Raw genomic sequence first — 25,086 nt, 5'->3', positions numbered from 1 at the left:
GCGCGTGCGGTAGGGCGTGTTCACGGCCTCGACGGGGCGCAGGTCGGCATCGCGCCATTCGAGCCGCAGCCATTCGCGGTGCTCGCGCAATTGCGCCGCCGCGCGGTCGGCCCAGTGCGTGCGCTCCATGCCGGGCGCGAGCGTGGCGCGCAGGCTCTGGGCATTGCGCTGCAGGCCGCTGCGCAGGTCGACGACGGCATCGGCGGTGTCGCGCTCGAGCGCGGCCTGCACCTGCTCGACCTCGTGCCGACCGGCCAGCCACACGACGGTGACGAGCAGCGCCGACACCAGCACCGCCAGCAACAGCCACAGAAACCAGCGCTTCCACAGCGAGCGCAGGCGCGCGAAGGCGACGACCCATCCCCGGCGCTGCGGCTGCTGTTGCGGCGGCGGCGGTGCAGGAACGTCGAGCGCCTCGTCGGCCATCGTCAGGCGAGCACGCGGTGCGACAGCGCGGGCAGCTGGGCGCGCGTGCGCTCGACCTGGCGGGCGTCGAGGTCGAACAGCACCACGCCCTCTTCGACGGCCTGCTGCGCGACCACCGTGCCCCAGGGGTCGATGACCAGCGACTGGCCCCAGGTCTGGCGGCCGTTCTCGTGCGTGCCGCCCTGCGCGGGCGCGACCACCCAGGCCAGGTTCTCGATGGCGCGGGCGCGCAGCAGCACCTCCCAATGCGCGGCGCCTGTGGTGCGCGTGAACGCACTGGGCACCAGCATCAGGTCGGCGCCCTGCCCCGCCAGCGCGCGGTACAGCTCGGGAAAGCGCAGGTCGTAGCAGACGCTCATGCCCACGCGCCAGCTGTGGCCGTCGCGCGAAGGCAGGTCGAACACCACGGGCTGCGCGCCCGGTGCGATGACGCGGCGCTCGTCGTAGTGCTCGGTGCCGTTGTCGAAGAAGAACAGGTGGATCTTGTCGTAGCGCGCCACGCACTTGCCTTCGGGCGAGAAGGCCAGCGAGCTGTTGAACACGTGGTCGGCGTCGTCGCTCTCGATGGGCAGCGTGCCGCCCACGATCCACAGGCCGAACTCGCGCGCCGCATCGGCCAGGAAACCCTGCACCGTGCCCGCGCCGGCGGTCTCGCGCAGGCCGAGCTTGTCGGTGTCGCGCGCGCCCATCATGCAGAAATACTCGGGCAGCACCGCGAGCTCGGCGCCGTCGCGCGCCGCCTGCCCGAGCAGGGCGTGGGCCCGCACGAGGTTGGCTTCGCGGGTGATGGCGGACACCATCTGGATGGCTGCGACTTTCATTGCGTGGTCTCCGTTTTCCTGGCTTCGCCGGTCGCGGGCGCGCCCGACATACCGGGCAGTTGCAGCGAGCGCGGCACCTTGGTGATCTTCGGGTCGGCCCAGGTGCCTTCGACGTGGAACTCCTGCGTGGCGGCGGCCGCGAGCGGCTTGCTCAGCACCCACTGCGCGAGGAAGGTGCCCAGGCCGATGGCCGGGTTGATGGCCGTGGCCACCAGCGCGGCCGTGCCGGCGTTGATTTCGGGCACCACCACCACGCGCAGGTTCTGCGTCTCGCGCACGATGTCGGCCGAGCCGTCCATGAGTGCGGCGGCGTTGACGCCCTTCATCTGCAGGTTGTTGGTGCTGGCGATGCCCTTGTTGATCTTGGCGTCGCCGCGGATGAAGTCGAAGGCGAAGCCCTGGCTGAACACGTCGCGGAAGTCGAGCGTGAGCCGGCGCGGCAGCGCCTGCAGGCTCAGCACGCCCAGCAGCTTGGCCAGGCCCGGGTCGGCCTTGAGGAACTGGCCCTGCTCCACGTCGACCTGCAGCTGACCGCCCAGGCTCGGGTAGTCGAGTGAGAACGGCGAGCCGCGCCAGTTCACCTCGCCCTCGAGCCGCCCCTTGCCGCGCCGCAAGACGCCCGGCATGCCGAAGCGCGTGAGCAGGTCGCCGGCGTCGGCGATGTCGAGCTTGAAGTTCATGGCCGTGGTGCGGCGCTGGCCGGCGTTCGCGCCGCCGCCCGCCGGTGCGGCCCAGGTGCCCTTGGCGGTGAAGGTGGCTTCGGGCACGCTGAAGGCGAGCTTGTTGAGCAGCCATTCGCGCCCGCCGCGGTTGACGGCATCGATCTCGGCGCGGCCCAGGCGCTTGCCGAGCAGCTCGAAGTCGTCGACCACGATGTCCAGCGCGGGCAAGGTGCCGGGCTGCTCGTCGAGCAGGGTCTCGACCTGCGTGGCCTCGGTCGGCGCGATCTTCAGGCGCGCCAGCCGCGCATAGAGCCGGCCGTCCTGGCTGTGGCTGTACTCGGCGTAGCCGCTCAATTCGCTGGCGTCGACGTTGGCGCGCCACAGCGCACCTTCGCGCGTGCCGCCGAGCACCACGTTGTGCAGGGTGCGGCCCGCAATGCCCAGCTGCTGCGCGCGCACGGCGATGCGCGTGGGCAGGTAGGCCAAGTCGGGATCGTCGGCGCGCTCGCCGGCAGCGGCCGCGGCGCTGGTGCCCACCAGCGTCTGCCAGGCGCCCATGTCGAGCTTGGCGACGTTGACGTTGGCGAACACGCCGCGGTCGGGCGGCAGCGCCGTCTCGCCCGCGGCCAGCCCGATGCCGATGCCGCCGCGCAGCACGCGCGCCTCGCCCGTGGCCGACAGCTCGCGCACGTACTGCACCGAACCGACGCGGCCGAGTTCGAGCGTCAGCTGGTCCTGCGTGGCGACGTGGCGGGCGTCGCGCGTGAGCACCTTCTTTTCGATGCGCAAGGGCATCTGCTCTTCGGCGGTCTTGACCAACGGCGTGGGCAGCTGCAGCGCCAGCCCCTGCAGGCTGCTGGTGAGGGAGAACTCGGGCGTGTCGTCGCGCATCGAGAAGGTGGCGGCGTACGGCGTGCTGCCGGTGGCGTGCTTGGCCAGCCGCGCGAGCCAGTCGACCTCGCGCGCGCCGCGCAGGCCTTCGGCGCTGGCCGTGCCCTGCGCCTTCAGCGCCAGTTCGCGCTGCGGTCCGCTGAAGCGGCCCTTGCCTTCGACGCGCACGTCGCCGCCCAGCAGCCGGGCCTGCACGCCGGCCAGCGAGAAGCCGGTGTCGGTGAAGCTGAGCGTGCCGCGCGCCTGCGTGAACGGCGGGGCCTCGGGCACCAGCTGCAGCTCGTTGTCGGCCAGCGTGACGGTGGCCTGCACCTTGGTGTTGTTGACGTTGTCCAGCGGCAGGTCGAGGCGCAGCTTGTAGTCGGCCGAGCCGGTGGCGCGCGCGCGCTGCAGGAAAGGCCCGGCCTCGCCGGCCAGCGGCGCGCCGGCGCGCAGCACCTCGCCCAGCGGCCCCTTGGCCTGCGCATCGACGCGCAGCATGGCGGCGTGGTGCGACATGTCGGCGATCTGCACCTCGGCCTTCGTGACCTCGACGCCGGGCGCGCCCGCCACACGGCCGCGCGCGTTGCGCACCAGCATGCCTGCGCGTTCGAAGACCAGCTCGCCCGACACGCCCGTGAGCGCCGGCCACACGGGCGGCGGCGCGGCGGGCGGGCCGGTGCGCGACGGCGGGGTTGTGCTGGCTGCACTGGCCGCGGCGAGCGACGGCGGCACGTAGGCGTAGTGCACGTCCGACACCTTGGCCGCGATGCGGAACTCGCCCTGCTTCGGGTCCATGAAGGGCATGTCGTGCAGGTCGCCGCGCACGCGGAAATCGACGATGCTGGCCGTGCCCTTGACGACCGACTCGCGCACGTAGTCGCGCGTGTGCTGCGGAATGTCGAGCGGCAGGTAGCGGAACACGCGGGTGCCGTCGGCGCGCGTGAGCTTGCCCTGCAGGTCGAGCACGCCGGGGTGCTGCGCGCGGCTGCGCGAGGTGGCCGGGTCGCTGGTGCGCCAGTGGGCCTCGGCCTCGCCCTCGGCGTCGGCGTTGGCAAAGCGCAGCTTCGACACCTGCACCTGCATGGCGCCGTTGTCGAGCTTCCACTGCAACTGGGTCGAGAGCCGGTCGATCGGGATGACGGGGTCTTCGAACACGCCGGGGAATTCGAGCGTGCCCTTGGCCATGGTCAGCGTGGCGGTGCCGCCGGTGTGGCTGGCGTCGAAGTCGAGCGTGGCGCCGCTGAGGCCGGGGGTACCGGGGTGCACGCGCGGTGGCGCGGCGGCAGCGCCCGCCGGCGGTGGCGTACTCGGCGCGGCCGATGCAGCCGGTGCCGGCTGCGACGCCACGCGCAACCCGCTGACCCGGCCCTTGGCCTGGTAGCGCGCGATGGCATCGGGCGCGCCCTGCCAGTTCATGTCGATGCGCTCGACCAGGCCGCGCGGCGCATAGGCGCCCAGCACGCGGTGCGTGGCCTCGCCCAGCGGCAGGCGGTCGGCGATGAGGGCCAGCGCGGCGAGGTCGAGCCGGTCGGCCTTCAGCGCGCCGTGCTCGGGCGTGCGGCCCTTGGTCGGCGTGTGCTGCAGCCACAGGTTGCCGCCGGGCCAGCGCATGCCGTCGACGGTGTCGAACTGCAGCGCGGTGGTCGAAAACTCGAAGGTGTCGGCCTTCAGGTGCCCCGCCAGCCGGCCGGTGACGGCGCGCAGCACCAGCGGCTGCAGCCCCTTGCCGAGCGAGGCGTCGATGCGATTCAGGCCGAGGTCGGCCGCGCCGCCGACGATGCGCCCGTCGTCCACGTCGGCCCACAGGCGCAGCGCGCCGTTGCCTTCGCGGATGCGCGCGTCGAGCGAGACGTACTGGCCCAGGCGGGTGACGTCGATGTAGGGCAGGTCGGCATAGAGCTGGCCGTCCCAGGTCTGCCAGTGGCCGCTGCGCAGCGACAGCAGCGGCTGACGGAACTGGCCGCGCAGCGTGAAGCGCTCGCCCCAGCCGGCCGGCGGCGTGGCGTCCAGCCGCAGGCCGTGGCGGCGCGAGCCGTTGCGGGACACGAAGCGCACGTCGGTCAGCAGCAGCGGTTCGGCGCCGCGCTGCTCGTCGGTCCAGCGCACGGTGCCGCCTTCGATGACGAACTCGCGCTGCGCGAAAAACCAGTCGGCGGCGCGGGTCTCTCCGGTGGTGTCGGTCTCCATGTGCAATCCAGCCACATGGAGTTTTCCCTGAGTGTCGCGGCGCACGTCGAGCTGCGGGCCCTCGATGTAGAGCTGCTCGAAATTGAGGCGCCACAGCGAGCGCGGCGACACGCTCGCCACCACCCGCACGAGGCGAAGGGCCTCGCGTTTGTCTGCGTCCTGCAGCACCACGTCGCGCAATTCGAAGGCCGGAAATAGCCCTTCGGAACGGGCGGTGATGGCGCCGATGCGCACCGGGACACCGATGGCCTTGCTAGCCTGCGCCTCGAGTGCACCGCGAAAATCGCCGATTCGCGGCACAATCCACGCGTGCAGGACCACGACTGACAGCGCCAGCAGAAGCCACGCAGCGAAGAGCAGACCCAATAGCCAGCGCGCTGTCACAGCGGTGATTTGGAGCAGACGTGAAGGGGAAGACGCCGTGTCGTTCATTGAGGGTCGCGCTGTGTCGGGAATTATGACCGCCAGCCTAGAGCCGGGTTCCGCGCCAACCCACACCAGTGTGAATCAGTTGCCATCCAATCCGACGCCTTCCGCGTTTTCTTCCAGTTCCCGATTCGTCCAGCGGCTGCGTCGCCGCTATGCGGCCGAGCTCGGCCTGCTGCCGCCCGGCGAGCCCCGGCGCGAATCGATGACCGTCGCCTACGACGAATTGCGCGCCCGTGGCGTGGCCGTCGGCGATGCCTTGCGCATCGTGCGCCAGCTCGTCATGGAACGTCTGGTCACACTCGATTGCGACCAGCAGGCCCCGCTCGCCGTGGTGACCACGGCCGTGACCGAGCTGGCCGAACTGGCGCTGGACATCGCCTGCCAGGACGCCTGCCACGAACTCGACGCCCAGCACGGCGCGCCGCTCGGCCCCGAAGGCCAGCGCTCGCAGCTGTGGGTGATCGGCATGGGCAAGCTCGGCGCGCGCGAGCTCAACGTGTCGAGCGACATCGACCTCATCTACCTGTACGACGTCGACGGCGACACGGCCGGCGATGCCGACGGGCGCGGGAAGCTGTCGAACCAGGAATACTTTGCGCGCGCCGTGAAGCGCATCTATGCGCTGGTCGGCGACGTGACCGAGCACGGCTTCGTGTTCCGCGTCGACCTGGCGCTGCGGCCCAACGGCAACTCAGGGCCGAGCGTGGTCTCGCTCGATGCGCTCGAAGAATATTTCCAGGTGCAGGGCCGCGAATGGGAGCGCTTTGCCTGGATGAAGAGCCGCGTGGTCGCGCCGCGCGCCGTGGTGCAGGACGGCCAGGCCCAGGCGCTGCGCACCGTGGTGCTGCCCTTCGTGTTCCGCCGCTACCTCGATTACAGCGTGTTCGATTCGCTGCGCATCCTGCACCGCCAGATCCGCGAGCAGTCGGCGCGCCGCAGCGCCGGACGCCCCGAGCGCGCCAACGACGTGAAGCTCTCGCGTGGCGGCATCCGCGAAATCGAATTCACCGTGCAGCTGCTGCAGGTGGTGCGCGGCGGCCAGTTCCCCGAGCTGCGCACGCGTCCCACGCTCGATGCGCTGCAGCGGCTGGCGCGCGCCAACCTCATGCCGCAGGACACAGCCGACACGCTGGCCGCGGCCTACGAGTTCCTGCGCCGCGTGGAGCACCGCATCCAGTACCTGGACGATCAGCAGACCCACGTGCTGCCGGTCAACGACGACGACCTGCGCTGGATCGCGCAGTCGATGGGCTATGCCGACTGCTGCCCTTTTCTCGAACAGCTCGACACGCACCGCGAGTTCGTGGCGCAGGAATTCGACAAGCTGCTGGGCGGCGAGAAGCCCTGCAACGGCAAGTGCAACGGCAAGAAATCGGCCGCGCCCGCCGACCTGGTCGACCTGCTCGACGACCTGCCGCCCGTGTTTGCCGAGCGCATCCGCGACTGGTGCGAAACGCCGCGCGTGCTCGCGCTGCGCGAAGAAACCCGCGGCCGCCTGCGCCAGCTGGTGCAGCGCACCGGCCAGTGGCTGAAGGAGCCCGACGGCGACGGCGCAGGACAAACACCGCGCCACGTCGATGCCGCCATGCGCTGGGCCGACTGGATCGAACCGCTGATGCGCCGCGAGAGCTACCTGGCGCTGCTGGTCGAACGCCCCGCCGTGCAGGAGCGCCTGTTGCGCCTGCTGGGCGCCGCGAAATGGCCGGCGCGCTACCTCATGCAGCACCCCGGCGTGATCGACGAGCTCGCGAGCGACGAGATGCTCTCGGGCCGCTTCATCGCCGACGAATTCGAGCGCGAGCTCGAAGCGCGCCACACCTCGCTCACCCGCACCGGCGAAGCCGACGAAGAGCGCCTGCTGAACCTGCTGCGCCACGCTCACCACGCCGAGGTGTTCCGCACGCTGGCGCGCGACGTGGACGGCCGCATCACCGTCGAACAGGTGGCCGACGACCTGAGCGCGCTGGCCGACACCACGCTGCGCGTGACCGCGCGCTGGTGCTGGCCGCATGTGCGCAACCGGCACCGCGAGGTGCCGCAGTTCGCGATCATCGGCTACGGAAAATTGGGCGGCAAAGAGCTCGGCTACGGCAGCGACCTGGACATCGTGTTCGTCTATGACGACGACGACGAGCGCGCCGGCGAGGTCTATGCGGCCTACGTGCGCAAGCTCATCAACTGGCTCACGGTGAAGACGCGCGAGGGCGATCTGTTCGAGATCGACACCGCGCTGCGGCCCAACGGCAACTCGGGCCTGCTCACCACCAGCTTCGAGGCCTACGAAAAGTACCAGCTCGGCCGCGGCAGCAACACCGCATGGACCTGGGAGCACCAGGCCATGACGCGCGCGCGCTTCGTGCTCGGCAGCGCCGACCACGGCGCCGAACTGGGCGCGCGCTTCGACCAGGTGCGCGAGGCCGTGATGGTCGCCCCGCGCGACCGCGAATCGCTGAAGGCCGAGATCATCGGCATGCGCAACAAGCTGCGCGGCGCCCGCCCCGTGAAGGCCGACCGCTTCGACGTGAAGCACAGTCCCGGCGGCATGGTCGATGCCGAGTTCGCCGTGCAGTTCCTGGTGCTGTCGGCCTCGGGCGCGCACCCCGAGCTGATTCCCAACCTGGGCAACATCGCGCTGCTGCTGCGCGCCGAACAGGCCGGGCTGCTGCCCGACGGCGTGGGCCGCGATGCGGCCACCGCCTATCGCGAGCTGCGCCGCGTGCAGCACCGCGCGCGCCTGAACGAAGAGCCGACGCAGGTCACGCCGCCCGCCCTGAGCGCCGAGCGCGACGCCATGCTGGCGCTGTGGAAGGCGGTCTTTGGCTGACGGCGCCCTCGCTTCCCGCGCGCTGACGGCCTGCGCCCTGGCCGCGGCGCTCGTGCTGGCCGGCTGCGCCAGCGGACCCCGCAGCAGCGGTGGTGGCGTCGCCGGTGGGCGCGACGGCCCCGGCACCAACATCCCGTCGGACCTCGACCGCGTGCCCGACGCCGAGCCCCGCATCGAGGCCATCCGCAGCAGCGGCGGCACCAGCAAGCCCTACACGGTGCTGGGCCGCGGCTACCAACCGATCACCGACGACCGGCCGTTCCGTGAATCGGGCATCGCCTCGTGGTACGGCCGCAAGTTCCATGCGGCCTCGACCGCCAGCGGCGAGCCCTACGACATGTACGCCATGACGGCCGCGCACAAGACGCTGCCGCTGCCGAGCTACGTGCGCGTGCGCAACCCGGCCAACGGGCGCGAAGTGATCGTGCGCGTGAACGACCGCGGCCCCTTCGTGGACGGCCGCGTGATCGACCTGAGCTACACGGCGGCGCTGAAGCTCGATCTGCTGCGCGGCGTGGCGCCGGTGGAGATCGAGCGCATCACCAACGAAGACATCCGCACCGGCGCCTGGCGGCGCGATGCGGGCACGGCCTATGCCGCGGCGCCAGCGCCTGCACCTGCGCCCATCCGGGTGGCGGCGGCACCGGTGGCCGTGCCGTCGGCCTGGGTCGCGCCGGTTGCGATGACGGCTGCGGCGGCACCTGCCGCGACGATGCCCGTGACACCGCAGAGGCCGGTGATGGCCGCGGCACCGCCATCAGCGCCCGAGGCACCGGCCGGCCCGCGCGAAGCGATGGTGGTGACGGACCTCGCGCCGCTGGCCCCGATCGCGGCGCCCGCAGTACCGTCGACGCCTTCGTCCACTGCAGCCGGCTTCTGGGTGCAACTCGGCGCGTTCCGCGAACGCGACGGCGCCGAGAGCCTGAGAAACCAGGCCGCACGCGGCCTGCCCACGCTGGCGCCGCAGCTGCGCGTGTTCAGCGAAGCCGGCACGCACCGCCTGCAGGCCGGCCCGTTCCCGTCGCGCAATGCGGCGGGCGAAGCCGTCACGCAGCTGCGCGACAGCCTGCGCATCGCGCCGATGGTGGTGGAGAGGCGCTGAGGCTCAGGGCATCGCCTTGGCCACGACCTGCGAACGCAGGCCCACGCCGAGCCGGTTCCAGGCGTTGATCTGCGCCACCGCGAGCGAGAGCTCGACGATTTCCTGGTCGCTGAACACGGCCTTCAGTGCTTCGTACTCGGCATCGCGATCGGCGTGGTGGTCGGCCAGGCGCGTGAGCGTTTCGGCCCAGTCGAGCGCCGCACGCTCGCGTTCGTTGAAGAGGCTCACCTCGCGCCAGGTGGCGAGGCTGTTGATGCGCTGCCAGTCTTCGCCCTGCACGCGCAGGTCGCGCACGTGCATGTCGAGACAGTAGGCGCAGCCGTTGATCTGCGAGACCCGGGCAAAGACGAGGTCGATCAGCACCTTGCCGAGCGTGCTCGACTCGAAGCTGCCGTTGACGGCGATCATGGCCTGGAAGGACTTCGGGGCGAACTTGGTCCAGGCGAGACGGAGGGCGGGGGCTTGGCTCATGAGATGTACTCCAGGGTGGTTGAAGGAAGAGAAGCGAAATCTGCTTGCTACACCTTGAAGACGCGCCAGCCATCGGCCCTGTGACAGCCTGCGCGATTTTTTTCTTCAGTCGCTCCGTTTGGCCGCGAACAGCTGCGCGATGCGCGCCAGCTTGTCGGGGTTGCGCTGGGCGCGGATGCGCACGATGCGCTCACCCTCGATCTCGAAGGTCTGGGCCGATTCGAGCTCGCCGTCCAGAAAGCGCAGCATCCCGGGCTCACCGTTGAGCTCGACCAGCTCCATGTGCACGCCGGCCCCCATGCGGCGCCACAGCGAGTAGTACAGCTGCGCCAGCCGCTGGTTGCCGCGCAGAATCTTGCTGAAGGTCTGCACCTTGCCGCCGCCGTCGCCGATGAGTTCCACGTCTTCGGCCATCAGCAGCTTCAGGTCCTGCATGCTGCCGCGCGCGGCGGCGTCGGCAAACGCGCGCAGCAGCCGCTGGTGGGTGTCGCGCGACACCTGGAAACGTGGGCGTGCCTCCTGCACCTGGACCTTGGCGCGGTGCACCAGCTGGCGGCAGGCGGCTTCGCTCTTGCCGAGGGTCTGGGCGATCTCGTCGTAGTCGGCGTCGAACACCTCGCGCATGAGAAAGGCGGCACGCGCCTCGGGCGCGAGGCGTTCGAGCACGGCGAGGAAGGCGACGGAGATGTTGTCGGCGCGCTCGAGCACTTCTTCGGGCGTGTCGGGCGACCCGGTGAGCGTGGGCTCGGGCATCCAGGGGCCGATGTAGTGCTCGCGCTGGACCTTGGCGCTGCGCAGCCGGTCGATCGACAGGCGCGTGACGACGGTCACGAGCCAGGCTTCGGCGCTGCCGAAACTGGCCTTGTCGGCCTCGTGCCAGCGCAGCCAGGCGTCCTGCACCACCTCTTCGGCCTCGGCGACGGAGCCGAGCATGCGGTAGGCGATGCCCTGGAGGCGGCGGCGGTGGCTGTCGAAGGTGAGGGTCGGGTCGTCCATGCCCGATTAGACGTTTGACACCGCCGCGTTGTGACAGCTCGCGCCCAAAAAAATCGCCCCGGCATGCGGGGCGATTTTTTAGATCTTGGGAGCGGCTCAGGCGCCCTGGTATTCGGGCTTGGGGCCCAACGTGGCCGAGACTTCCTTGCGGTAGCGGTTCAGCTCCTGCACGGTCTTGAAGCTGCGGTTCATCAACAGGCTCAGGTTGTGCAGGATGCGCTCGCCGACCTTGGTTTCCCAGCCGGCGTCGAACTTGATCTGCTTGTCCAGCCAGTGCTCGAGCCAGTCGGGATCGGGCATGCGGCTCTGGATGGTGTCGTTCGGGAACAGCGCCTTGTTCACGTGCAGGTTGGTCGGGTGCAGCGCCTGGGCGGTGCGGCGCGCGCTGGCCATCAGCACGCCCACCTTGGTGAAGGCGGCACGGGCTTCGTCGCCGAACTTTTCCATGGCGCGCTTCATGTAGCGCAGGTAGGCGCCGCCGTGGCGGGCTTCGTCCTGGCTCAGCGTGGTGTAGATGTGCTTGATGACCGGCTCGGTGTGCCACTGGGCGGCGCGGCGGTACCAGTGGTTCAGGCGGATCTCGCCGCAGAAGTGCAGCATGAGGGTTTCGAGCGGGGGCGCCGGGTCGAAGTCGAAGCGCACCTCGTGCAGCTCCTGTTCGGTGGGCGCGTGCTGCGGGCTGAAGCGCTTCAGGTACTCCATGAGCACCAGCGAGTGCTTCTGCTCTTCGAAGAACCAGATCGACATGAACGCCGAAAAATCGCTATCGTGCCGGTTGTCGCGCAGGAACATCTCGGTGGCCGGCAACGCCGACCACTCGGTGATGGCATTCATCTTGATGGTCTGCGCCTGCTCTTCAGTCAGCAAGGAAGCGTCGAACGACTGCCAGGGGATGTCCTTGTCCATGTCCCAGCGGACGGATTCGAGTTGTCTGAAGAGTTCCGGGTAGAGCATCAAAGTCTTTCAATGGCCGCCGATTTTAATCGGCCCGTTTGGCGCGCCCATGACAGACGCGCGATGATGTGCTTACGCGCGCACTTGCGCCATAGATGCACACCCCCTTTTCGATCCAGGAGCCCGTCATGCGAACCCCCGCCCGATCGTCGATGCTGCGACGTTGCGCCACGGCCTTTTCACTCGGGGCGGGCCTTGTGGCCGCCCTCCCGGCGGGTGCCCAGACCGCCCCCCCCGCGCCCGTGGTGGGGGCTGCAGCGGGATGCCCGGCGATCCTGCAGCACAGCTTCCCGCGGCTGCAGGATGAAAAGCCCCAGAACCTTTGCCAGTACTCCGGAAAAGTGGTCCTGGTGGTCAATACGGCCAGTTTTTGCGGCTTCACCCCGCAGTACAAGGGGCTGGAGGCGCTGGACATGAAGTACCGCGCCCGCGGCCTCGTGGTGCTGGGCTTCCCCTCGAACGACTTCTCCCAGGAATCGGGCTCCAACAAGGAGATCGCCGACTTCTGCGAAAGCACCTTCGGCGTGAAATTCCCGATGTTCGCCAAGTCGTCGGTGCGCGGCACCGACGCCAACCCGCTGTTCAAGCAGCTCGCGCAGGCCTCGGGCACCACGCCGAAGTGGAACTTCTACAAGTACCTGATCGGGCGCGACGGCAAGGTGGTGCAGGCCTGGTCGAGCATGACGGCACCGGACGAAACCGGCTTTGTGAACGTCATCGAGAAACAGCTCGGGCCGAATCAGGACAAGGCGGGCGATTGAAGAATGCACCGGGCTGCGGCGATGCGCGACGCGGCCCCTGCAATGTGAACTTTGAGTCACAAACGTTTACCACTCGACCGGGAACCGGGCACCGGAGCCGCGCTCATACTTGAGCATGGGCCGCCAAGGCCCACAGGTTTTCATGTTGCGAGGTCTTCCGGGCGCCTGCCGTCCGGTTGAAATCCCGAGGCGATTCTTCTCCTCCTCCCTCCCTCCCTCCTTCGTGTCGGGGCGCCTCGCAGCATTTTTGTCTTCCCGCCGGAAGCGGGGCCCGCGATGACGCAGCGCCCCGCCGACCTTCCTGCACGTCGCGGCCTGAACGGCCCCAAAGAAAAAGCGCCCCAAGGGGCGCTTTGTCGTTTCAGGGCTGGGTGTCGATGAAGCTCGGCCGCAGCATGAGCTTGTCGTACAGCCGGGCCAGGTTGGCGTGCTCGCCGCGCCAGTCGATCTCGGGAAAACGCAGCCCCAGCCAGCCCAGTGCGCAGCCGACCGCGATGTCCGACAGGCTCAGGTGGATGCCGCTGCAGAACGGCTTGTCGCCCAGGCCCTTGGCCATGGCGGACACGCCGGCTTCGACCTTGACGCGCTGGCGCTCGATCCAGGCGGTGCTGCGCTCGCCGTCGGCGCGGCCGGTCCAGGTGGCTTCGAGGCGCCAGAGCACGCCGGCGTCCATGACGCCGTCGGCCAGCGCTTCCCAGGTCTTGACCTCGGCGCGCTCGCGGCTTTGCTGCGGAATAAGCTTGCCCACGGGCGACAGGGTGTCGATGTATTCGACGATGACGCGCGAGTCGAACATCGCCTCGCCGCCTTCCATGATCAGGCACGGCACCTTGCCCAGCGGGTTCGAATGGGCGATCGTGGTGTCGGCGGACCAGACGTCTTCGATCACGAACTGGTAGTCGAGCCGCTTTTCGGCCAGCACCACGCGCACCTTGCGCACATAAGGACTGGCGGCGGATCCGATCAGTTTCATGAAGGCTCTCTCCCCATATCGTTTGTTAACGTTTGTTCGCAGGCATTTTAGGTGAACGGAAAAAGACGCCGCCCCAATTCCCCCGCGCCGCGGCCCCCCGGCGGCCGCCTAAAATTCGGGCATGAGCTTTTCCACCGTCTCCGCCCTCTCCCCCCTTGACGGCCGCTATGCGGCCAAACTCGCGGCCTTGCGCCCGCTGATGAGCGAACAGGGCTACATGCACCGTCGCGTGCAGGTGGAGGTGGCGTGGTTCATTGCGCTGTCCGACTGCGGCTTTGCCGAGTTCAAGCCCCTCACGGGCGGCGCGCGCAAGTACCTGATGGGGCTGGTGTCGCACTTTTCCGAGGCCGATGCGCTGGCCATCAAGGACATCGAGAAGACCACCAACCACGACGTGAAGGCCGTCGAATACTGGATCAAGTCGAAGTTCGAAGCCCGCCCGGAGCTGCTGGCCGCCGCCGAGTTCGTGCACTTCGCCTGCACCAGCGAAGACATCAACAACACCAGCCACGCCCTGCAGATCCAGGCCGCGCGCGACACCGTGGTGCTGCCGGCCATCGACGGCCTGATCGCCAAGCTGCGCGAAATGGCGCACCAGTTCGCCGACGTGTCGATGCTCTCGCGCACGCACGGCCAGACCGCCAGCCCGACCACCGTCGGCAAGGAAATCGCCAACGTGGCGGTGCGCCTGACCAAGGCCCGCGCGCAAATCGCCGCCGTGCAGCTGCTCGGCAAGATGAACGGCGCCGTCGGCAACTACAACGCGCACCTGGCCGCCTGGCCCGAGTTCGACTGGGAAGCCTTCAGCCGCAAGGTCGTCGAGACGCCCGCGCCGCTGGGCCTGGGCCTGAACTTCCAGCCGTACAGCATCCAGATCGAGCCGCACGACTACATGGCCGAGCTGTTCGACGCCGTGGCGCGCGTCAACACCATCCTGGTCGACTTCTCGCGCGACATCTGGGGCTACGTGAGCCTGGGCTACTTCAAGCAGCGCCTGAAGAAGGGCGAGATCGGCTCGTCGACCATGCCGCACAAGGTCAACCCGATCGACTTCGAGAACGCCGAAGGCAACCTGGGCCTGGCCAACGCGGTGCTGCGCCACCTGAGCGAGAAGCTGCCCATCAGCCGCTGGCAGCGCGACCTGACCGACAGCACGGTGCTGCGCAACATCGGCGTGGCCTTTGGCTACGCCACGCTGGCCTACGCAAGCCTGGCCACGGGCCTGGGCAAGCTCGAGCTCAACGAAGAAGCGCTGGCCGATGACCTCGACGCCTCGTGGGAAGTGCTGGCCGAGCCGATCCAGACCGTGATGCGCCGCTTCGGCGTGCAGGGTGCCTACGAGCAGCTCAAGGAAGTCACGCGCGGCAAGACCGTGACGGCCGAGGCGCTGCACGGGCTGATCCGCTCGCTGGAGATTCCGGAAGAGGAAAAAGCCCGCCTTCTGGCCATGACGCCGGCCAGCTACACCGGCAAGGCCGCCGAACTCGCTCGTAGAATTTAGGCTCCCCCCGCGACGATCCGCCGGCCCGTGTTGCCCACGGCCGGTGCGCTTCGCTCGCTGCTCGATCCCTTTCAGCCAACGTGCCCCTCCGGGGCGCATGCCAGCCGACAACCCTGACGGGACGCTTCGACGTCCCCGTTGTTCATGCTGCGCGCCCTGCTGAGACACCACTGGCTCACGCTCCACCGATGGACCGGCCTCGCGCCCGGTCCGCTGGCCGCGTTCGGCCACTGCGCCCCCTTCACGACGATCACCGCACTGCGGGGCCTGGCGCTCGCGGGCCTCGGCCTGCGCGGCGTCTGCACCACGCCCTGAGCACCCGCGGCACACCCATTCAAGCAAACCAACAGACAACAACGCTTTCGACAACCAGAGGAGGAAAAAAACCATGTTCAAGAAAACAAAAACCACCGCCATCGTGATGGCGCTCTTTCCCATCAGCTTCCAGAGCTGGGCGGCCGACGCCGAGCCCGGGGCCGATCCATCGAAGTCGCTCGAGGCCATCACCGTCACCGGCGACTGGCTCGGCTCACCCAGCGAGACCAAGGTGCTCGAGCACGCCGGCGCGCGCAGCATCGTCGAACGCAAGCAGATCCAGGAAAGCGGCGCCGCCAGCGTGCGCGACGTGCTGCGCCAGGTGCCCGGCGTGCAGGTGCAGGAAAGCAGCGGCACGGGCGGCAGCGACATCTCGCTCAACGTGGGGGTGCGCGGCCTGACCTCGCGGCTGTCGTTCCGCTCCACCGTGCTGATCGACGGCGTGCCCGTGGCCTATGCGCCCTACGGCCAGCCGCAGCTGTCGCTGGCGCCGGTGGCGCTGGGCAGCCTCGAGGCGGTCGACGTGGTGCGCGGCGCGGGCTCGGTGCGCTACGGCCCCCAGAACGTGGGCGGCATCATCAACTTCGTGACGCGCTCGATTCCGAAGCAGTTCGCGGGTGAAGTGGGCGTGGGCGTCGAAAGCGCCAGCCACGGCGGCGGCACCAAGACGACGCCCACCCTGTTCATCGGCGGCACCAACGAGAACGGCCTGGGCCTGGCGCTGCTGTATTCGGGCACGCACGGCAACGGCTTTCGCCAGAGCAACGACAAGACGCGCATCGACGACCTGATGCTCAAGGGCGCCTACCGCCTCTCGAAGACCGACGACATCGCCGTGACGCTGCACCGCTTCGAAGGCAGCGCCAGCATGCCGGGCGGGCTGACCACCGCGCAGTTCGCGGCCAACCCCTTCCAGTCGGACCGCCCGTTCGACGAGTTCAGCGGCAGCCGCACCGACGGCTCGGTCAAGTACACGCACAACGACGGCGTGAACAAGTTCGAGATGCTGACCTACTACACGGACTCGTTCCGCGGCAGCCACCTCGAGCAGGAAGGCTCGGGCAACAGCGCCGGCCAACGCCGCCTCACCGCCGCCCCGCGCAACTACAAGACCTACGCCTTCGAGCCGCGCTACTCGCGCCTCATCGATTCCGGCAGCGTGGTGCAAGAGATCAGCGTCGGCGCGCGCTACCTCAAGGAAGAGGCCTCCGAGGTGGCCACGCGCAGCAGCTACTACCGGCCGCGCCCGGGCTTCGATGCCTACTCGCTGGCCCAGCCCACGTACCAGTTCAGCAAGGGCGGCACGACGGCGCACGCGTTCTACATCGACGACCGCATCGACTTCGGCAACTGGACGGTCACGCCCGGCGTGCGCTACGAATCGATCCGCTCGCACAACGATGTCTTCAACATGGCGAGCGGCCGGATCACCAGCGCGATCTATCCGAAGATCGACTCCAACGAGGTGCTGCCCACGCTGTCGGTGCTCTACCGCATGAGCGAGCGCTGGTCGGTGTTCGCCAATGCCGGCGTGTCGTTCGGGCCGCAGCAGTACGCGCAGCTCGCGCAGTCGACCAGCGGCCTGCATCCCGAGAAGGCCAAGACCTACGAGATCGGCACGCACTACAAGGGCGAGGCCTGGAGCGGCGAGCTGACGCTGTTCAACATCAACTTCGACAAGGAACTGCAGCTGGCGCGCTCCATCACCGGCGAGGTCAGCCAATGGACCGACCTGGGCGCCACGCGCCACCGCGGGCTGGAGTCGGCGCTGCGCTACGACCTGGGCAGCCTGAGCGACGCGCTCAAGGGGCTGTCGGTGTCGGGCACCTACACGTACACGCAGGCGACCTCGAAAGCCGGCGCCTTCGCCGGCCGCGACCTGCCGTTCTACTCGCGCCAGGTGGCCACGCTGGGCGCGCGCTACGAGCGCGGGCCGTGGACGGTCAACGCCGACGTGTACGCGCAGTCGAAGCAGCGCTCGCCGGGCGCGCCCGACGACGGCGCGAGGTACATCACGCTGGAGGACTCGACCGGCCGGCTCGGCGACATCCCCGGCTACGCCACGATGAACCTGCGCGCCGCCTACGACTTCGGCCCCTCGCTGAGCCACCTGAAGCTGGCCGTGGGCGTGAAGAACCTGTTCGACCGCCGCTACTACAACCGCTCGGTCGACAACAACGGCGGCAAGTACGTGGGCCAGCCGCGCACGCTGTACATGCAGGCGTCGCTGGCGTTCTGAGGCGCGGGGGTGCGCGGGAGGGCGTCGGGCCTACACTCGCGCACCCATGGCTCTCAAATCCACCATCTTCAAGGCCACCCTCGCGGTGGCCGACATCGACCACGGCTACTACGCCGACCATGCGCTGACCCTGGCGCGCCACCCCAGCGAGACCGACGAGCGGATGATGATCCGGCTGGTGGCGCTGGCGCTCAACGCGCACCAGCTGCAGGACATCTGCAACGGCGACGGCACGCTGGCCTTCGGCGCGGGGCTGTCGAACGTCGAGGAACCCGACGTGTGGCTGCGCGACTTCACGGGCCAGACCAAGATCTGGATCGAGGTCGGCCAGCCCGAGGACAAGCCCGTCATCAAGGCCTGCGGCAAGGCGGACGAGGTGATCGTCTATTGCTTCAACCACGCAGCCGAAATCTGGTGGCGCGGCATCGAGAACAAGCTCGCGCGGCCGCAGAACCTGAAGGTCTACCGCGTGCCGACCGAGGCCTCGCAGGCGCTCGCCAAGCTGGCGCAGCGCAGCATGCAGCTGCAGGCGACGATCCAGGAAAGCACGCTGACGCTCGGCGACGGCGTGAACAGCATCGACGTCGAACTGCTGCGCTGGAAGTAGTCCCGCGCCGCTAGGCAGCGGGCATCATCTCGCCGCACTGCCAGCACTGCTCGAAACCGCCTTCGACCTGCTCGCCGCACACGCACAGCCAGCTGCGCTGCGGGCGGTTCTGCAGTTCGTGCAGCAGGCGCTTCGCGAGCTCGTACTGCGATTCGTCGTCGATCCAGATCTCGGGCAGGCACTGGTCGGGCGGCAGCTGGCCCATGACCGCGCCAAGGAATTCGCGCTGCACCGTCGCGGCCACACCCTCTTCGCGCAACGCGTGCGCCCACACGGTCGCGATCGCGAGGTTGGGGGCTTGCGCGAGGCGTCGCATGGTCAGGGCGCCCAGTGCTTGTCGTCGTCGGGGTCGAACTCGGGCTCGGCGGCGGTGGGCTCGGCTTCGCGCGCGCGCTCGGCATAACGGTTGAAGCGCCACGCCGAGTCTTCCATGGTGATGCGGCGCCAGGTGACGCGCTTCTCGACCGGCGTCATGGCCGGCCAGTACTGCACCTCGTCGAAGCTGCGCCCGCAGCCCTTGCATTCATCGTCGCCCTGGCTCGTCGAGCAGATCGCGATGCAGGGCGTGTCGGGCGTGCTGTGGTACCAGTCGAGCCAGGCAGCCCAGGCCTTGGGAGGAAAGCCGACCTCGTCGACCTCGTCTTCGTGGTGGAAGACCATGAGCGCGTAGACCTCGGCCAGCGCGCGCAGTTCGGGCGCCAGCGTGATGCCGTCGGGCGAGGGAGACTTCTCGCGCCAGTGGTTGATGGCGGCCTCGATGTCGGTGATGTGGATGGCGGCCATGAAGAGTGAAAAAACAGCGAGCGGCGATCATAGTCCCGCAATGTCCCGCCCCTTCCTAGGGCCATAGACGCTACCAAAAATAGAGCACGCATCGCCCAGCGCATGCGGCCTGCGGAAGGATCGCCCTCAAATGTAAAGAAAACTTTTGGTTGCCTCGGCGCGGTCTTCAATGCTCTAATCCCGCCCACGAAGGGGAGTAGCTCCCGATCGCTGTCCCCGGGCAGCGTGAATCGTCAGGTCGTCAATACGAAGCACAACACTTCCGGCCTGGCGGGCGACACACGCGCCGACGCCTGTCGGCGCGCCTGCTGTTGTCGAGCGAGACCTTCGATTTGAACCTGCGCAGGTTTGGTCGAAGCGTTCGCAAGTCCCCGGTGTCACCCGGCCTTCGCACCCCCGCTCTCGACCGCACCCGCGCAGGGTGAATCGAAACGCATCGGCATGCCGCTGCCCGTCGTGGTCCCCTCCAGGGAGCTGCGGGCGCGCTGCCAAGACAATGAGGAATCTATGGAACAGTTCATGACCCCGGAATTCTGGGTCGCGGTCGGTCAGATCATCATGATCGACATTCTTCTGGGCGGCGACAACGCTGTCGTCATCGCGCTGGCATGCCGCAAGCTGCCGCCCGCGCAACGCACCCAGGGCATCCTGTGGGGTACCGCCGGCGCCATCATCCTGCGCGTGATCCTGATCTTCTTCGCGCTCACGCTGCTCGCGATTCCGTTCCTGAAGCTGGTGGGCGCGATCCTGCTGCTGTGGATCGGCGTGAAACTGCTGGCCCCCGACCATGACGACGCGCACGGCAACATCACCGGCAGCGACAAGCTCTGGGGTGCCGTGAAGACCGTGATCATTGCCGACCTGGTGATGAGCGTGGATAACGTGATCGCCATCGCCGGTGCCGCACAAGGCGCGGGCGACGGCCACCAGATGCCGCTGGTGATCTTCGGTCTGCTCGTGAGCATCCCGATCATCGTCTGGGGCAGCCAACTGGTCATCAAGCTGATGGACCGCTTCCCGATGATCATCACGCTGGGCGGCATGCTGCTGGGCTGGATCGCCGGCACGATGGCTGTGTCCGACCCCGCCCTGGCGAACCCGACCAACTGGACCTGGGTGCCGAAGGTGCCGCAGACCGACACCATCAAGTACGCCGCTGGCGTCTTCGGTGCGCTGTTGGTGCTGGCGATCGGCAAGTGGGTGGCCTCGCGCAAGCCGGCCCCCGCCACCCCGGCCCACTGAGCGTTCATCGGTCGATCAACGCCCCGCACTGAAACTTCTTGCATCAATCCGGTCTCTGTCACTCTAACTATCAAAGGAGAGCACTCATGGAAAAGATCATTCTTTACGTCGACGACGCCGTCTATGCCAGCGAGCAGTTCGCCGAACTGGCGCCGGATGCAGACAACGTCGTGGCGCGCCATTGGGTGCTCGTGGCCTGCGCGCCGCGCATGACACACCGGATCAGCAAGTGGGTGAGCCACAGCGCGCGCGAAAACTGGCGCGCCAAGTGGTTCAGCAAGGTGCAGGCGCAGATGCTGCCGCTGCTCGAGCGCAACGGCGGCCAGGTGACGGCGGTGCTGGCCAAGGGCCCGCTGACCGACCTCACGCAGCAACTCAAGCGCGAGCACGCAGCCACCCACGTGGTTGATGCGCGCCGCCCGAAGGTCGGCGTCGACCTGGAACCGGTCGCGCCCGACCAGACCCCGCCCAAGCAATCGGGCTGGGCCTTTCCCGGCGCCGTGATGGGCATGGGTGCACTGCTGGTGCTGGCGAACGAGCTGGCCGAGTAAGCCCAGGGCCACACGCCCTCCCGAACCGACACAAGCCCCGCTGCGGCAACGCAGCGGGGCTTGTTCTTTTGCGCGGGCCCGTGGGGTATCCTGCGGCGCATGCGCATCCTCCTCAAATGGCTGCTCAGCGCCGTCGCGCTGCTCGCGGTCGCCTACCTCTACAGCGGCGTCCAGGTCCAGAGTTTCGGTTCGGCGCTGCTCGCGGCGGCCGTGATCGGCCTGCTCAACATGGTCGTGCGGCCGGTGCTGGTGATCCTCACGTTGCCGGTCACCATCGTCACGCTCGGGCTGTTCCTGTTCGTGATCAACGCCCTGCTGTTCTGGGCCGCCTCGGGCCTGCTCGGCGGCTTCCACGTCAGCGGCTTCTTCGCCGCGCTGGTGGGCTCGCTGATCTACTCGCTGCTCGGGCTGCTCATCGAGAGCGCGCTGGGCGGGCTGCTGTCGTCACGGCGCTGAGCGCCGGCGGCACCGCCCTCTTCCCCTTCATCATCACTTCAGCGGCGGCTCCTCGGCCTGCTGCTTGACCAGCACGTCGACGGCGCGCGCGCGTGTGTCGACGATCGACGCCTCGTAGTGGTCGATGGGCCCGCCCGACTTGCGGATCAGCTCCTGCGCCGCCTTGAAGCGGTCGCGCGCCGCCGGGTAGTCGAGGATCGCCACGTTGGCCTCGGCATCGGCACGGACCGCGCGCAGCGTGTCGTTCTGCGCACCGTACAGGTTGGCCAGCGTGCGCCAGACCGTGGCGTCGCGCGGATGAACCGCCACCCAGTCGCGCAGCACGGGCACCATCGGCGCGGGCTGGCGCTGGGCGATCGCGGCTTCGGCGGCGAGGATCATCTCGGGCCGCTCCTTCGACTTGGCATCGAGCAACGCCGCCGCGCGAGGCGCGCCGCCGGCCGCAAGTTCGATCTCGGCCTGCAGCCAGCGCGCCTGCTTGCTCGCCGCCGAATCGTCGGCCGTGCGGGCCACGAGCCGCTCGGCCAGTGCCCGCGCCGCCTTGAAATCGCGCAGCTCCTTGGCTGCCATCGCCGCCGCGTAGAGCGTGCCCGCCTGCTGCGCCGGTGAACTGCCCGCGAACTCGCCGCTCGACGCCGCGTTGACCCACAGCCGCAGCACGTCGACGCCCGGGCGCGTGAGCACGCGGGCGCGCGAAGCGACCATGGCGTGGTCCATCACCAGCGGCACCACCGGCGGTGCGGCGTCGGCCCGGAACTGGAAGCGGCCCTGCATGTCCGAGATGCGCTCGGTCGTCAGCGGGTGGCTGCGCAGGTAGGGGTACGAACCGTTGTCGTTCAGGCGCGAGGCGTACTGCAGCTTCTCGAACATCGCCGCGGCGCCCTGCGGCGCAAAGCCCGCCTGCGTCATCACGCCGAAGCCGATGCGGTCGGCCTCGCGCTCCATGTCGCGCGAAAAACTCAGCTGGTTCTGCATGAACAACGCCTGGCTGCCCATGATCACCGCCTGGCCAGCGTCGGAATTGCGGCTCTTGCTGGCCGCGATCATCCCGAGGATCAGGCCCGCGATCATCAAGGGCATCTGCTTGCCCTGCTTGTTCATGATGCGCGAGATGTGACGCTGCGTGACGTGCGACAGCTCGTGCCCCAGCACCGTCGCCAGCTCGTCGCGGCTGCCGACCGCGGCCAGCAACCCCAGGTTCAGCCCGAGGTAGCCGCCGGGCAGCGCGAAGGCGTTGATGTTGCGGTCGCGCCCCAGCAGGATGGTCCAGGCGAAACGCTCGTCAAGCTCGGGCGTGAGCTCGCCGCGCGCGCGTGCGGCGGCGAGCAGGCGCTGCCAGATGTCCTGCACGTAGGCGGCGATCACCGGGTCGTCGATGTAGTCGGTGTCGCGGTACAGCTCGCGCACGATCTGGTCGCCCAGCTGGCGCTCGGCGCTCGCCGTCATCTCGCCGCCGTCACCGAGGCCCGGCAGGATCTGCTGCACCTGCGCCAGCGCGGGGGCCGGCAGCAGCATCTGGGAAGCTATCAAAAAAGTAGCGCACACCGCATGCCGGAGGGGCGTCGGGCGTGTTTTCTTGGGGGAAGAGGGAGTCAAGCGCGGCATTCCTCGTCTGTGGCTCGGGCTCGTATGATGCATCTTCAAAACGAACGTTCACCGATGAGCACCCTCACCCACTTCGATGCCCAAGGCCAGGCCCACATGGTCGACGTGGCGGCCAAGCCCGCCACCCACCGCGTGGCCGTGGCCACCGGCCGCATCGAGATGCAGCCCGCGACGCTCGCGCTGATCGAATCGGGCACCGCCAAGAAGGGCGACGTGCTGGGCATCGCGCGCATCGCCGGCATCCAGGCGGCAAAAAAGACCAGCGACCTCATCCCGCTGTGCCACCCGCTCGCCCTGACCCGCGTGGCCGTGGCCTTCGCACTCGCTGAGGGCGGCGAGGCACCGCAGGTGGCCTGTACCGCGACCGTCGAGACCGTCGGGCCGACCGGCGTCGAGATGGAAGCCCTGACCGCCGTGCAGGTCGCGCTGCTCACCATCTACGACATGTGCAAGGCCGTCGACCGCGGGATGCGGATCACCGACGTGCATGTGCTGGAGAAGCACGGCGGGAAGTCGGGGAGCTACGTCGCGACGGCGGGCTGAATCGAGCTGCTACAGCTCGGGCGCATCGTCTGGGCGGTCTTCCAGCCAGCGGGCGAATTCGTTGGGAAACGCCGCACGGAAGCGTTGTGCCCACATGTGGGCCTCGGCATCGCGGCCCACCAACTCGGCACTTTCGATCAGCTTGACGATGACCCGCGGCTCGGGCGAGAAATGCACGACGCGCGCGGCCAGGGCGTGCATCTGCGCGGCATTCGCGGGGGTGACGGCGGTGAGCGTCAGCTCGGCGAAATCCACCTGCCGTGAGAACAGCCAGGAGCCCTGGAGCTTGGCGAGCGTGTCGTCGCGGTAGGCCGGCAGGCGCGCCTCGCGCGGCAGGTAGATCTGGCTGATGCGGGTGTAGTCCCAGGCGGCGTAGCCGATGACGGCGATCCAGGCTGCGGCGGCGAAGGCGGCGATTTTTCTGCCGTTCGCTTGCGGGCGCGTGGGCGATGCTGGCCACAGGATGCCGAGGCACAGGCCGAACACCAGCTGGAACGGGCCGTACCACAGGGGGTACTCGAGCAGGCTGTGCAACAGGATGACGCCGAGCAGGCCCCATGCCATCAGCCGCAGGGGGTCGCGCTCGCGCCACGGCTTCGCGGCCGTCACCATCCAGAGGAAACCGCCACAGATCAACAGCGCCGCCGGGATGCCCAGCTCGACCGCGAGGTGCAGCGGGAGGTTGTGGGCGTTGTCGAGGATGACGGGGAAACGCGGGCCGTTGTACAGCGTGGCGAAGTGGGCGAAGCTGAGTTCGCCCCAGCCCCAGCCGGTGAAGGGGCGCTGGGCGATCAGAGACGACACGTTTTGCCAGAGGACGATGCGGCTGTCGGTGGTGACGACGGTGGGTTGCAGGCGGTGGAGCATGCCGGTGCCGGAAGCGACCGCGTGGCCGACGTCGCCACCGCTGGCCAGGTACGGCAGCAGCCAGTGCAGGGCGACGTACAGCGGAATGGCGGCGAGCAGGAGCGCGGGGGCGGGTAGGCGGAAGTCCGCCGAGCCTGCATGCCGCGGCGCCCGGCGGCGTTCCCGCCACGCCATGGCGGCGGCACCGATGGCGATCAGCAGCAACTGCAGAAAGCCGGTGCGTGATCCCGACGCCACAAGGGCCGCTACTAGGAGCACGCTGAAGGGAACGAACCGCCAGCGGGTGCGCGGGAACCGCGATGTGGCATGCCACCACAGCGCCGCGACCAGCGCCAGGCTGATCAGGGTGGCGAACTGGTTGGGCTGGCGGAGGTTGCCCCAGCCGCGGCCAGAAGTGGGCGACGAAGTCAACGAACCCAAAAATTCCGCGAGGCCGTAGTACTGGAGCAAGCCCAGAAGGGCACTGAGAAGACCTGCGACGAGCAGGCCGGCGGCCAACGTGCGAACCAGAGATCCGCGGTGCTGCGCCACGCCTGCACCGAGGCAAGCGGCCGTCGCGATCCCTGCCAACGCGCCCAAGGTCGGCAGCAAGAGCGTGGTTCCGCGATCCAAGGCGGCTGACAGCATGACGAAAACCGCCATCACCGCCAGCCCGGCGCGCAGGCCCCTCAAGGGAAAGGCGGACGGTGCCATCGCGAGCAGCCCTGCAACACAGCCCCATGACATCAACTGCTGCCAGACGTTGATCGAGGGACCGCCCACCAGCGGGGAAAGAAAGGGCCAGGCCACGAGGCCAGCACAGACCAGTTCCGCAGCTCGTGAATGTGCGGACGAAGGAGGCGCCGACAGGGACGCGTCAAAGCGATTCATTGCCCGAATCATGCCAACCGACTATCGC

21 protein-coding genes and 1 pseudogene are annotated in these 25,086 nt (G+C 68.7%); 11 read left to right on the top strand and 11 right to left on the bottom strand.

Annotation, left to right across the window (positions count from 1 at the left end; translation table 11 throughout):
• The 3 genes and pseudogenes from AAG801_RS11465 to AAG801_RS11455 form a co-directional block, all read right to left on the bottom strand.
• Positions 1 to 426, bottom strand: a pseudogene (locus AAG801_RS11465) (PAS domain-containing sensor histidine kinase); the annotation flags it as partial.
• Positions 427 to 428: 2 nt separating this feature from the next.
• Positions 429 to 1,247, bottom strand: coding sequence for a carbon-nitrogen hydrolase family protein (locus tag AAG801_RS11460; RefSeq protein WP_101490829.1), 819 nt, complete (start codon positions 1,245 to 1,247; stop codon positions 429 to 431).
• Entirely contained in the window at positions 1,244 to 5,401 is a 4,158-nt protein-coding gene (locus AAG801_RS11455) for a YhdP family protein (RefSeq protein WP_341888473.1), read from the bottom strand. Before AAG801_RS11455 ends, AAG801_RS11460 begins: the two co-directional genes overlap by 4 nt.
• Before the next feature lie 25 nt (positions 5,402 to 5,426).
• Between AAG801_RS11455 and glnE the strand changes: the two genes are divergently transcribed.
• Positions 5,427 to 8,222, top strand: coding sequence for a bifunctional [glutamate--ammonia ligase]-adenylyl-L-tyrosine phosphorylase/[glutamate--ammonia-ligase] adenylyltransferase (gene glnE, locus AAG801_RS11450; protein ID WP_341888472.1), 2,796 nt, complete (start codon positions 5,427 to 5,429; stop codon positions 8,220 to 8,222).
• A complete protein-coding gene (locus AAG801_RS11445) occupies positions 8,215 to 9,324 on the top strand; it encodes a septal ring lytic transglycosylase RlpA family protein (RefSeq protein WP_341888471.1) in 1,110 nt (369 codons plus the stop codon). The genes glnE and AAG801_RS11445 overlap by 8 nt, the downstream gene beginning before the upstream one ends.
• A gap of 3 nt (positions 9,325 to 9,327) precedes the next feature.
• On the opposite strand, the gene AAG801_RS11440 is transcribed toward AAG801_RS11445, so the two are convergent.
• The 3 genes from AAG801_RS11440 to AAG801_RS11430 form a co-directional block, all read right to left on the bottom strand.
• Positions 9,328 to 9,795: a carboxymuconolactone decarboxylase family protein gene (locus tag AAG801_RS11440; protein ID WP_153281501.1), complete on the bottom strand. Its 468-nt coding sequence runs from the start codon at positions 9,793 to 9,795 to the stop codon at positions 9,328 to 9,330.
• 105 nt (positions 9,796 to 9,900) lie between these two features.
• The gene (locus AAG801_RS11435) at positions 9,901 to 10,791 is read right to left on the bottom strand and encodes an RNA polymerase sigma-70 factor (RefSeq protein ID WP_341888470.1); all 891 of its coding nucleotides are present in this window, start codon (positions 10,789 to 10,791) and stop codon (positions 9,901 to 9,903) included.
• 96 nt (positions 10,792 to 10,887) lie between these two features.
• A complete protein-coding gene (locus tag AAG801_RS11430) occupies positions 10,888 to 11,745 on the bottom strand; it encodes a hypothetical protein (RefSeq protein WP_062475258.1) in 858 nt (285 codons plus the stop codon).
• A gap of 128 nt (positions 11,746 to 11,873) precedes the next feature.
• Between AAG801_RS11430 and AAG801_RS11425 the strand changes: the two genes are divergently transcribed.
• Positions 11,874 to 12,506, top strand: a complete 633-nt coding sequence (locus AAG801_RS11425) for a glutathione peroxidase (RefSeq protein WP_341888475.1) — start codon at positions 11,874 to 11,876, stop codon at positions 12,504 to 12,506.
• A gap of 361 nt (positions 12,507 to 12,867) precedes the next feature.
• Here the strand turns inward: AAG801_RS11425 and AAG801_RS11420 are convergent, their stop codons facing one another.
• Complete coding sequence (locus AAG801_RS11420) at positions 12,868 to 13,479, bottom strand: glutathione S-transferase N-terminal domain-containing protein (protein WP_341888469.1); 612 nt, start codon at positions 13,477 to 13,479, stop codon at positions 12,868 to 12,870.
• Positions 13,480 to 13,600: 121 nt separating this feature from the next.
• Here AAG801_RS11420 and purB point away from each other — a divergent pair, with 121 nt between their 5' ends.
• From purB to AAG801_RS11400, 4 genes are all read left to right on the top strand, one after another.
• The gene (gene purB / locus AAG801_RS11415; protein ID WP_341888468.1) at positions 13,601 to 14,980 is read left to right on the top strand and encodes an adenylosuccinate lyase; all 1,380 of its coding nucleotides are present in this window, start codon (positions 13,601 to 13,603) and stop codon (positions 14,978 to 14,980) included.
• A gap of 138 nt (positions 14,981 to 15,118) precedes the next feature.
• A complete protein-coding gene (locus AAG801_RS11410; protein WP_341888467.1) occupies positions 15,119 to 15,295 on the top strand; it encodes a hypothetical protein in 177 nt (58 codons plus the stop codon).
• Between the two features lie 73 nt (positions 15,296 to 15,368).
• The gene (locus AAG801_RS11405) at positions 15,369 to 17,534 is read left to right on the top strand and encodes a TonB-dependent siderophore receptor (RefSeq protein WP_341888466.1); all 2,166 of its coding nucleotides are present in this window, start codon (positions 15,369 to 15,371) and stop codon (positions 17,532 to 17,534) included.
• A 46-nt stretch (positions 17,535 to 17,580) separates the two neighbouring features.
• Positions 17,581 to 18,141, top strand: a complete 561-nt coding sequence (locus tag AAG801_RS11400) for a YaeQ family protein (protein WP_101490819.1) — start codon at positions 17,581 to 17,583, stop codon at positions 18,139 to 18,141.
• Positions 18,142 to 18,151: 10 nt separating this feature from the next.
• On the opposite strand, the gene AAG801_RS11395 is transcribed toward AAG801_RS11400, so the two are convergent.
• Together AAG801_RS11395 and AAG801_RS11390 are read right to left on the bottom strand one after the other, a co-directional pair.
• Positions 18,152 to 18,457 carry a DUF2007 domain-containing protein gene (locus AAG801_RS11395; RefSeq protein ID WP_062475276.1) on the bottom strand — a complete coding sequence of 102 codons (306 nt, stop codon included), beginning with the start codon at positions 18,455 to 18,457 and terminating at the stop codon, positions 18,152 to 18,154.
• 2 nt (positions 18,458 to 18,459) lie between these two features.
• Complete coding sequence (locus tag AAG801_RS11390; RefSeq protein ID WP_341888465.1) at positions 18,460 to 18,924, bottom strand: DUF3717 domain-containing protein; 465 nt, start codon at positions 18,922 to 18,924, stop codon at positions 18,460 to 18,462.
• A 507-nt stretch (positions 18,925 to 19,431) separates the two neighbouring features.
• On the opposite strand from AAG801_RS11390, the gene AAG801_RS11385 reads away from it, so the two are divergent.
• The 3 genes from AAG801_RS11385 to AAG801_RS11375 all read left to right on the top strand — a co-directional run bounded on the left by AAG801_RS11385 (position 19,432) and on the right by AAG801_RS11375 (position 21,173).
• Positions 19,432 to 20,166 (top strand): TerC family protein, encoded by a 735-nt coding sequence (locus AAG801_RS11385; protein WP_101490816.1) that lies wholly within the window; start codon positions 19,432 to 19,434, stop codon positions 20,164 to 20,166.
• An 86-nt stretch (positions 20,167 to 20,252) separates the two neighbouring features.
• Positions 20,253 to 20,717: a hypothetical protein gene (locus AAG801_RS11380; protein WP_341888464.1), complete on the top strand. Its 465-nt coding sequence runs from the start codon at positions 20,253 to 20,255 to the stop codon at positions 20,715 to 20,717.
• A 99-nt stretch (positions 20,718 to 20,816) separates the two neighbouring features.
• Positions 20,817 to 21,173, top strand: a complete 357-nt coding sequence (locus AAG801_RS11375; protein WP_101490814.1) for a phage holin family protein — start codon at positions 20,817 to 20,819, stop codon at positions 21,171 to 21,173.
• 33 nt (positions 21,174 to 21,206) lie between these two features.
• Here the strand turns inward: AAG801_RS11375 and AAG801_RS11370 are convergent, their stop codons facing one another.
• Positions 21,207 to 22,778: a M48 family metalloprotease gene (locus tag AAG801_RS11370; protein WP_341888463.1), complete on the bottom strand. Its 1,572-nt coding sequence runs from the start codon at positions 22,776 to 22,778 to the stop codon at positions 21,207 to 21,209.
• A 54-nt stretch (positions 22,779 to 22,832) separates the two neighbouring features.
• On the opposite strand from AAG801_RS11370, the gene moaC reads away from it, so the two are divergent.
• Positions 22,833 to 23,321 (top strand): cyclic pyranopterin monophosphate synthase MoaC, encoded by a 489-nt coding sequence (gene moaC / locus AAG801_RS11365; protein ID WP_341888462.1) that lies wholly within the window; start codon positions 22,833 to 22,835, stop codon positions 23,319 to 23,321.
• Between the two features lie 9 nt (positions 23,322 to 23,330).
• Here moaC and AAG801_RS11360 read toward each other — a convergent pair whose 3' ends face one another.
• The gene (locus AAG801_RS11360; protein WP_341888461.1) at positions 23,331 to 25,058 is read right to left on the bottom strand and encodes a Wzy polymerase domain-containing protein; all 1,728 of its coding nucleotides are present in this window, start codon (positions 25,056 to 25,058) and stop codon (positions 23,331 to 23,333) included.
• Positions 25,059 to 25,086 lie beyond the last annotated feature (28 nt).

The sequence above is a fragment of the Variovorax sp. YR752 genome (assembly GCF_943372545.1).
Note: the sequence above shows the minus strand (reverse complement) of the source record. Positions and strands in the feature narration are given on the sequence as shown.

Coding starts and splice junctions, on each gene's coding strand:
- AAG801_RS11460 (WP_101490829.1), bottom strand. CDS start 1,247: ATGAAAGTCGCAGCCATCCAGATGGTGTCCGCCATCACCCGCGAAGCC.
- AAG801_RS11455 (WP_341888473.1), bottom strand. CDS start 5,401: ATGAACGACACGGCGTCTTCCCCTTCACGTCTGCTCCAAATCACCGCT.
- glnE (WP_341888472.1), top strand. CDS start 5,427: ATGACCGCCAGCCTAGAGCCGGGTTCCGCGCCAACCCACACCAGTGTG.
- AAG801_RS11440 (WP_153281501.1), bottom strand. CDS start 9,795: ATGAGCCAAGCCCCCGCCCTCCGTCTCGCCTGGACCAAGTTCGCCCCG.
- AAG801_RS11435 (WP_341888470.1), bottom strand. CDS start 10,791: ATGGACGACCCGACCCTCACCTTCGACAGCCACCGCCGCCGCCTCCAG.
- AAG801_RS11430 (WP_062475258.1), bottom strand. CDS start 11,745: ATGCTCTACCCGGAACTCTTCAGACAACTCGAATCCGTCCGCTGGGAC.
- AAG801_RS11425 (WP_341888475.1), top strand. CDS start 11,874: ATGCGAACCCCCGCCCGATCGTCGATGCTGCGACGTTGCGCCACGGCC.
- AAG801_RS11420 (WP_341888469.1), bottom strand. CDS start 13,479: ATGAAACTGATCGGATCCGCCGCCAGTCCTTATGTGCGCAAGGTGCGC.
- purB (WP_341888468.1), top strand. CDS start 13,601: ATGAGCTTTTCCACCGTCTCCGCCCTCTCCCCCCTTGACGGCCGCTAT.
- AAG801_RS11405 (WP_341888466.1), top strand. CDS start 15,369: ATGTTCAAGAAAACAAAAACCACCGCCATCGTGATGGCGCTCTTTCCC.
- AAG801_RS11400 (WP_101490819.1), top strand. CDS start 17,581: ATGGCTCTCAAATCCACCATCTTCAAGGCCACCCTCGCGGTGGCCGAC.
- AAG801_RS11395 (WP_062475276.1), bottom strand. CDS start 18,457: ATGCGACGCCTCGCGCAAGCCCCCAACCTCGCGATCGCGACCGTGTGG.
- AAG801_RS11390 (WP_341888465.1), bottom strand. CDS start 18,924: ATGGCCGCCATCCACATCACCGACATCGAGGCCGCCATCAACCACTGG.
- AAG801_RS11385 (WP_101490816.1), top strand. CDS start 19,432: ATGGAACAGTTCATGACCCCGGAATTCTGGGTCGCGGTCGGTCAGATC.
- AAG801_RS11380 (WP_341888464.1), top strand. CDS start 20,253: ATGGAAAAGATCATTCTTTACGTCGACGACGCCGTCTATGCCAGCGAG.
- AAG801_RS11375 (WP_101490814.1), top strand. CDS start 20,817: ATGCGCATCCTCCTCAAATGGCTGCTCAGCGCCGTCGCGCTGCTCGCG.
- AAG801_RS11370 (WP_341888463.1), bottom strand. CDS start 22,778: ATGCCGCGCTTGACTCCCTCTTCCCCCAAGAAAACACGCCCGACGCCC.
- moaC (WP_341888462.1), top strand. CDS start 22,833: ATGAGCACCCTCACCCACTTCGATGCCCAAGGCCAGGCCCACATGGTC.
- AAG801_RS11360 (WP_341888461.1), bottom strand. CDS start 25,058: ATGAATCGCTTTGACGCGTCCCTGTCGGCGCCTCCTTCGTCCGCACAT.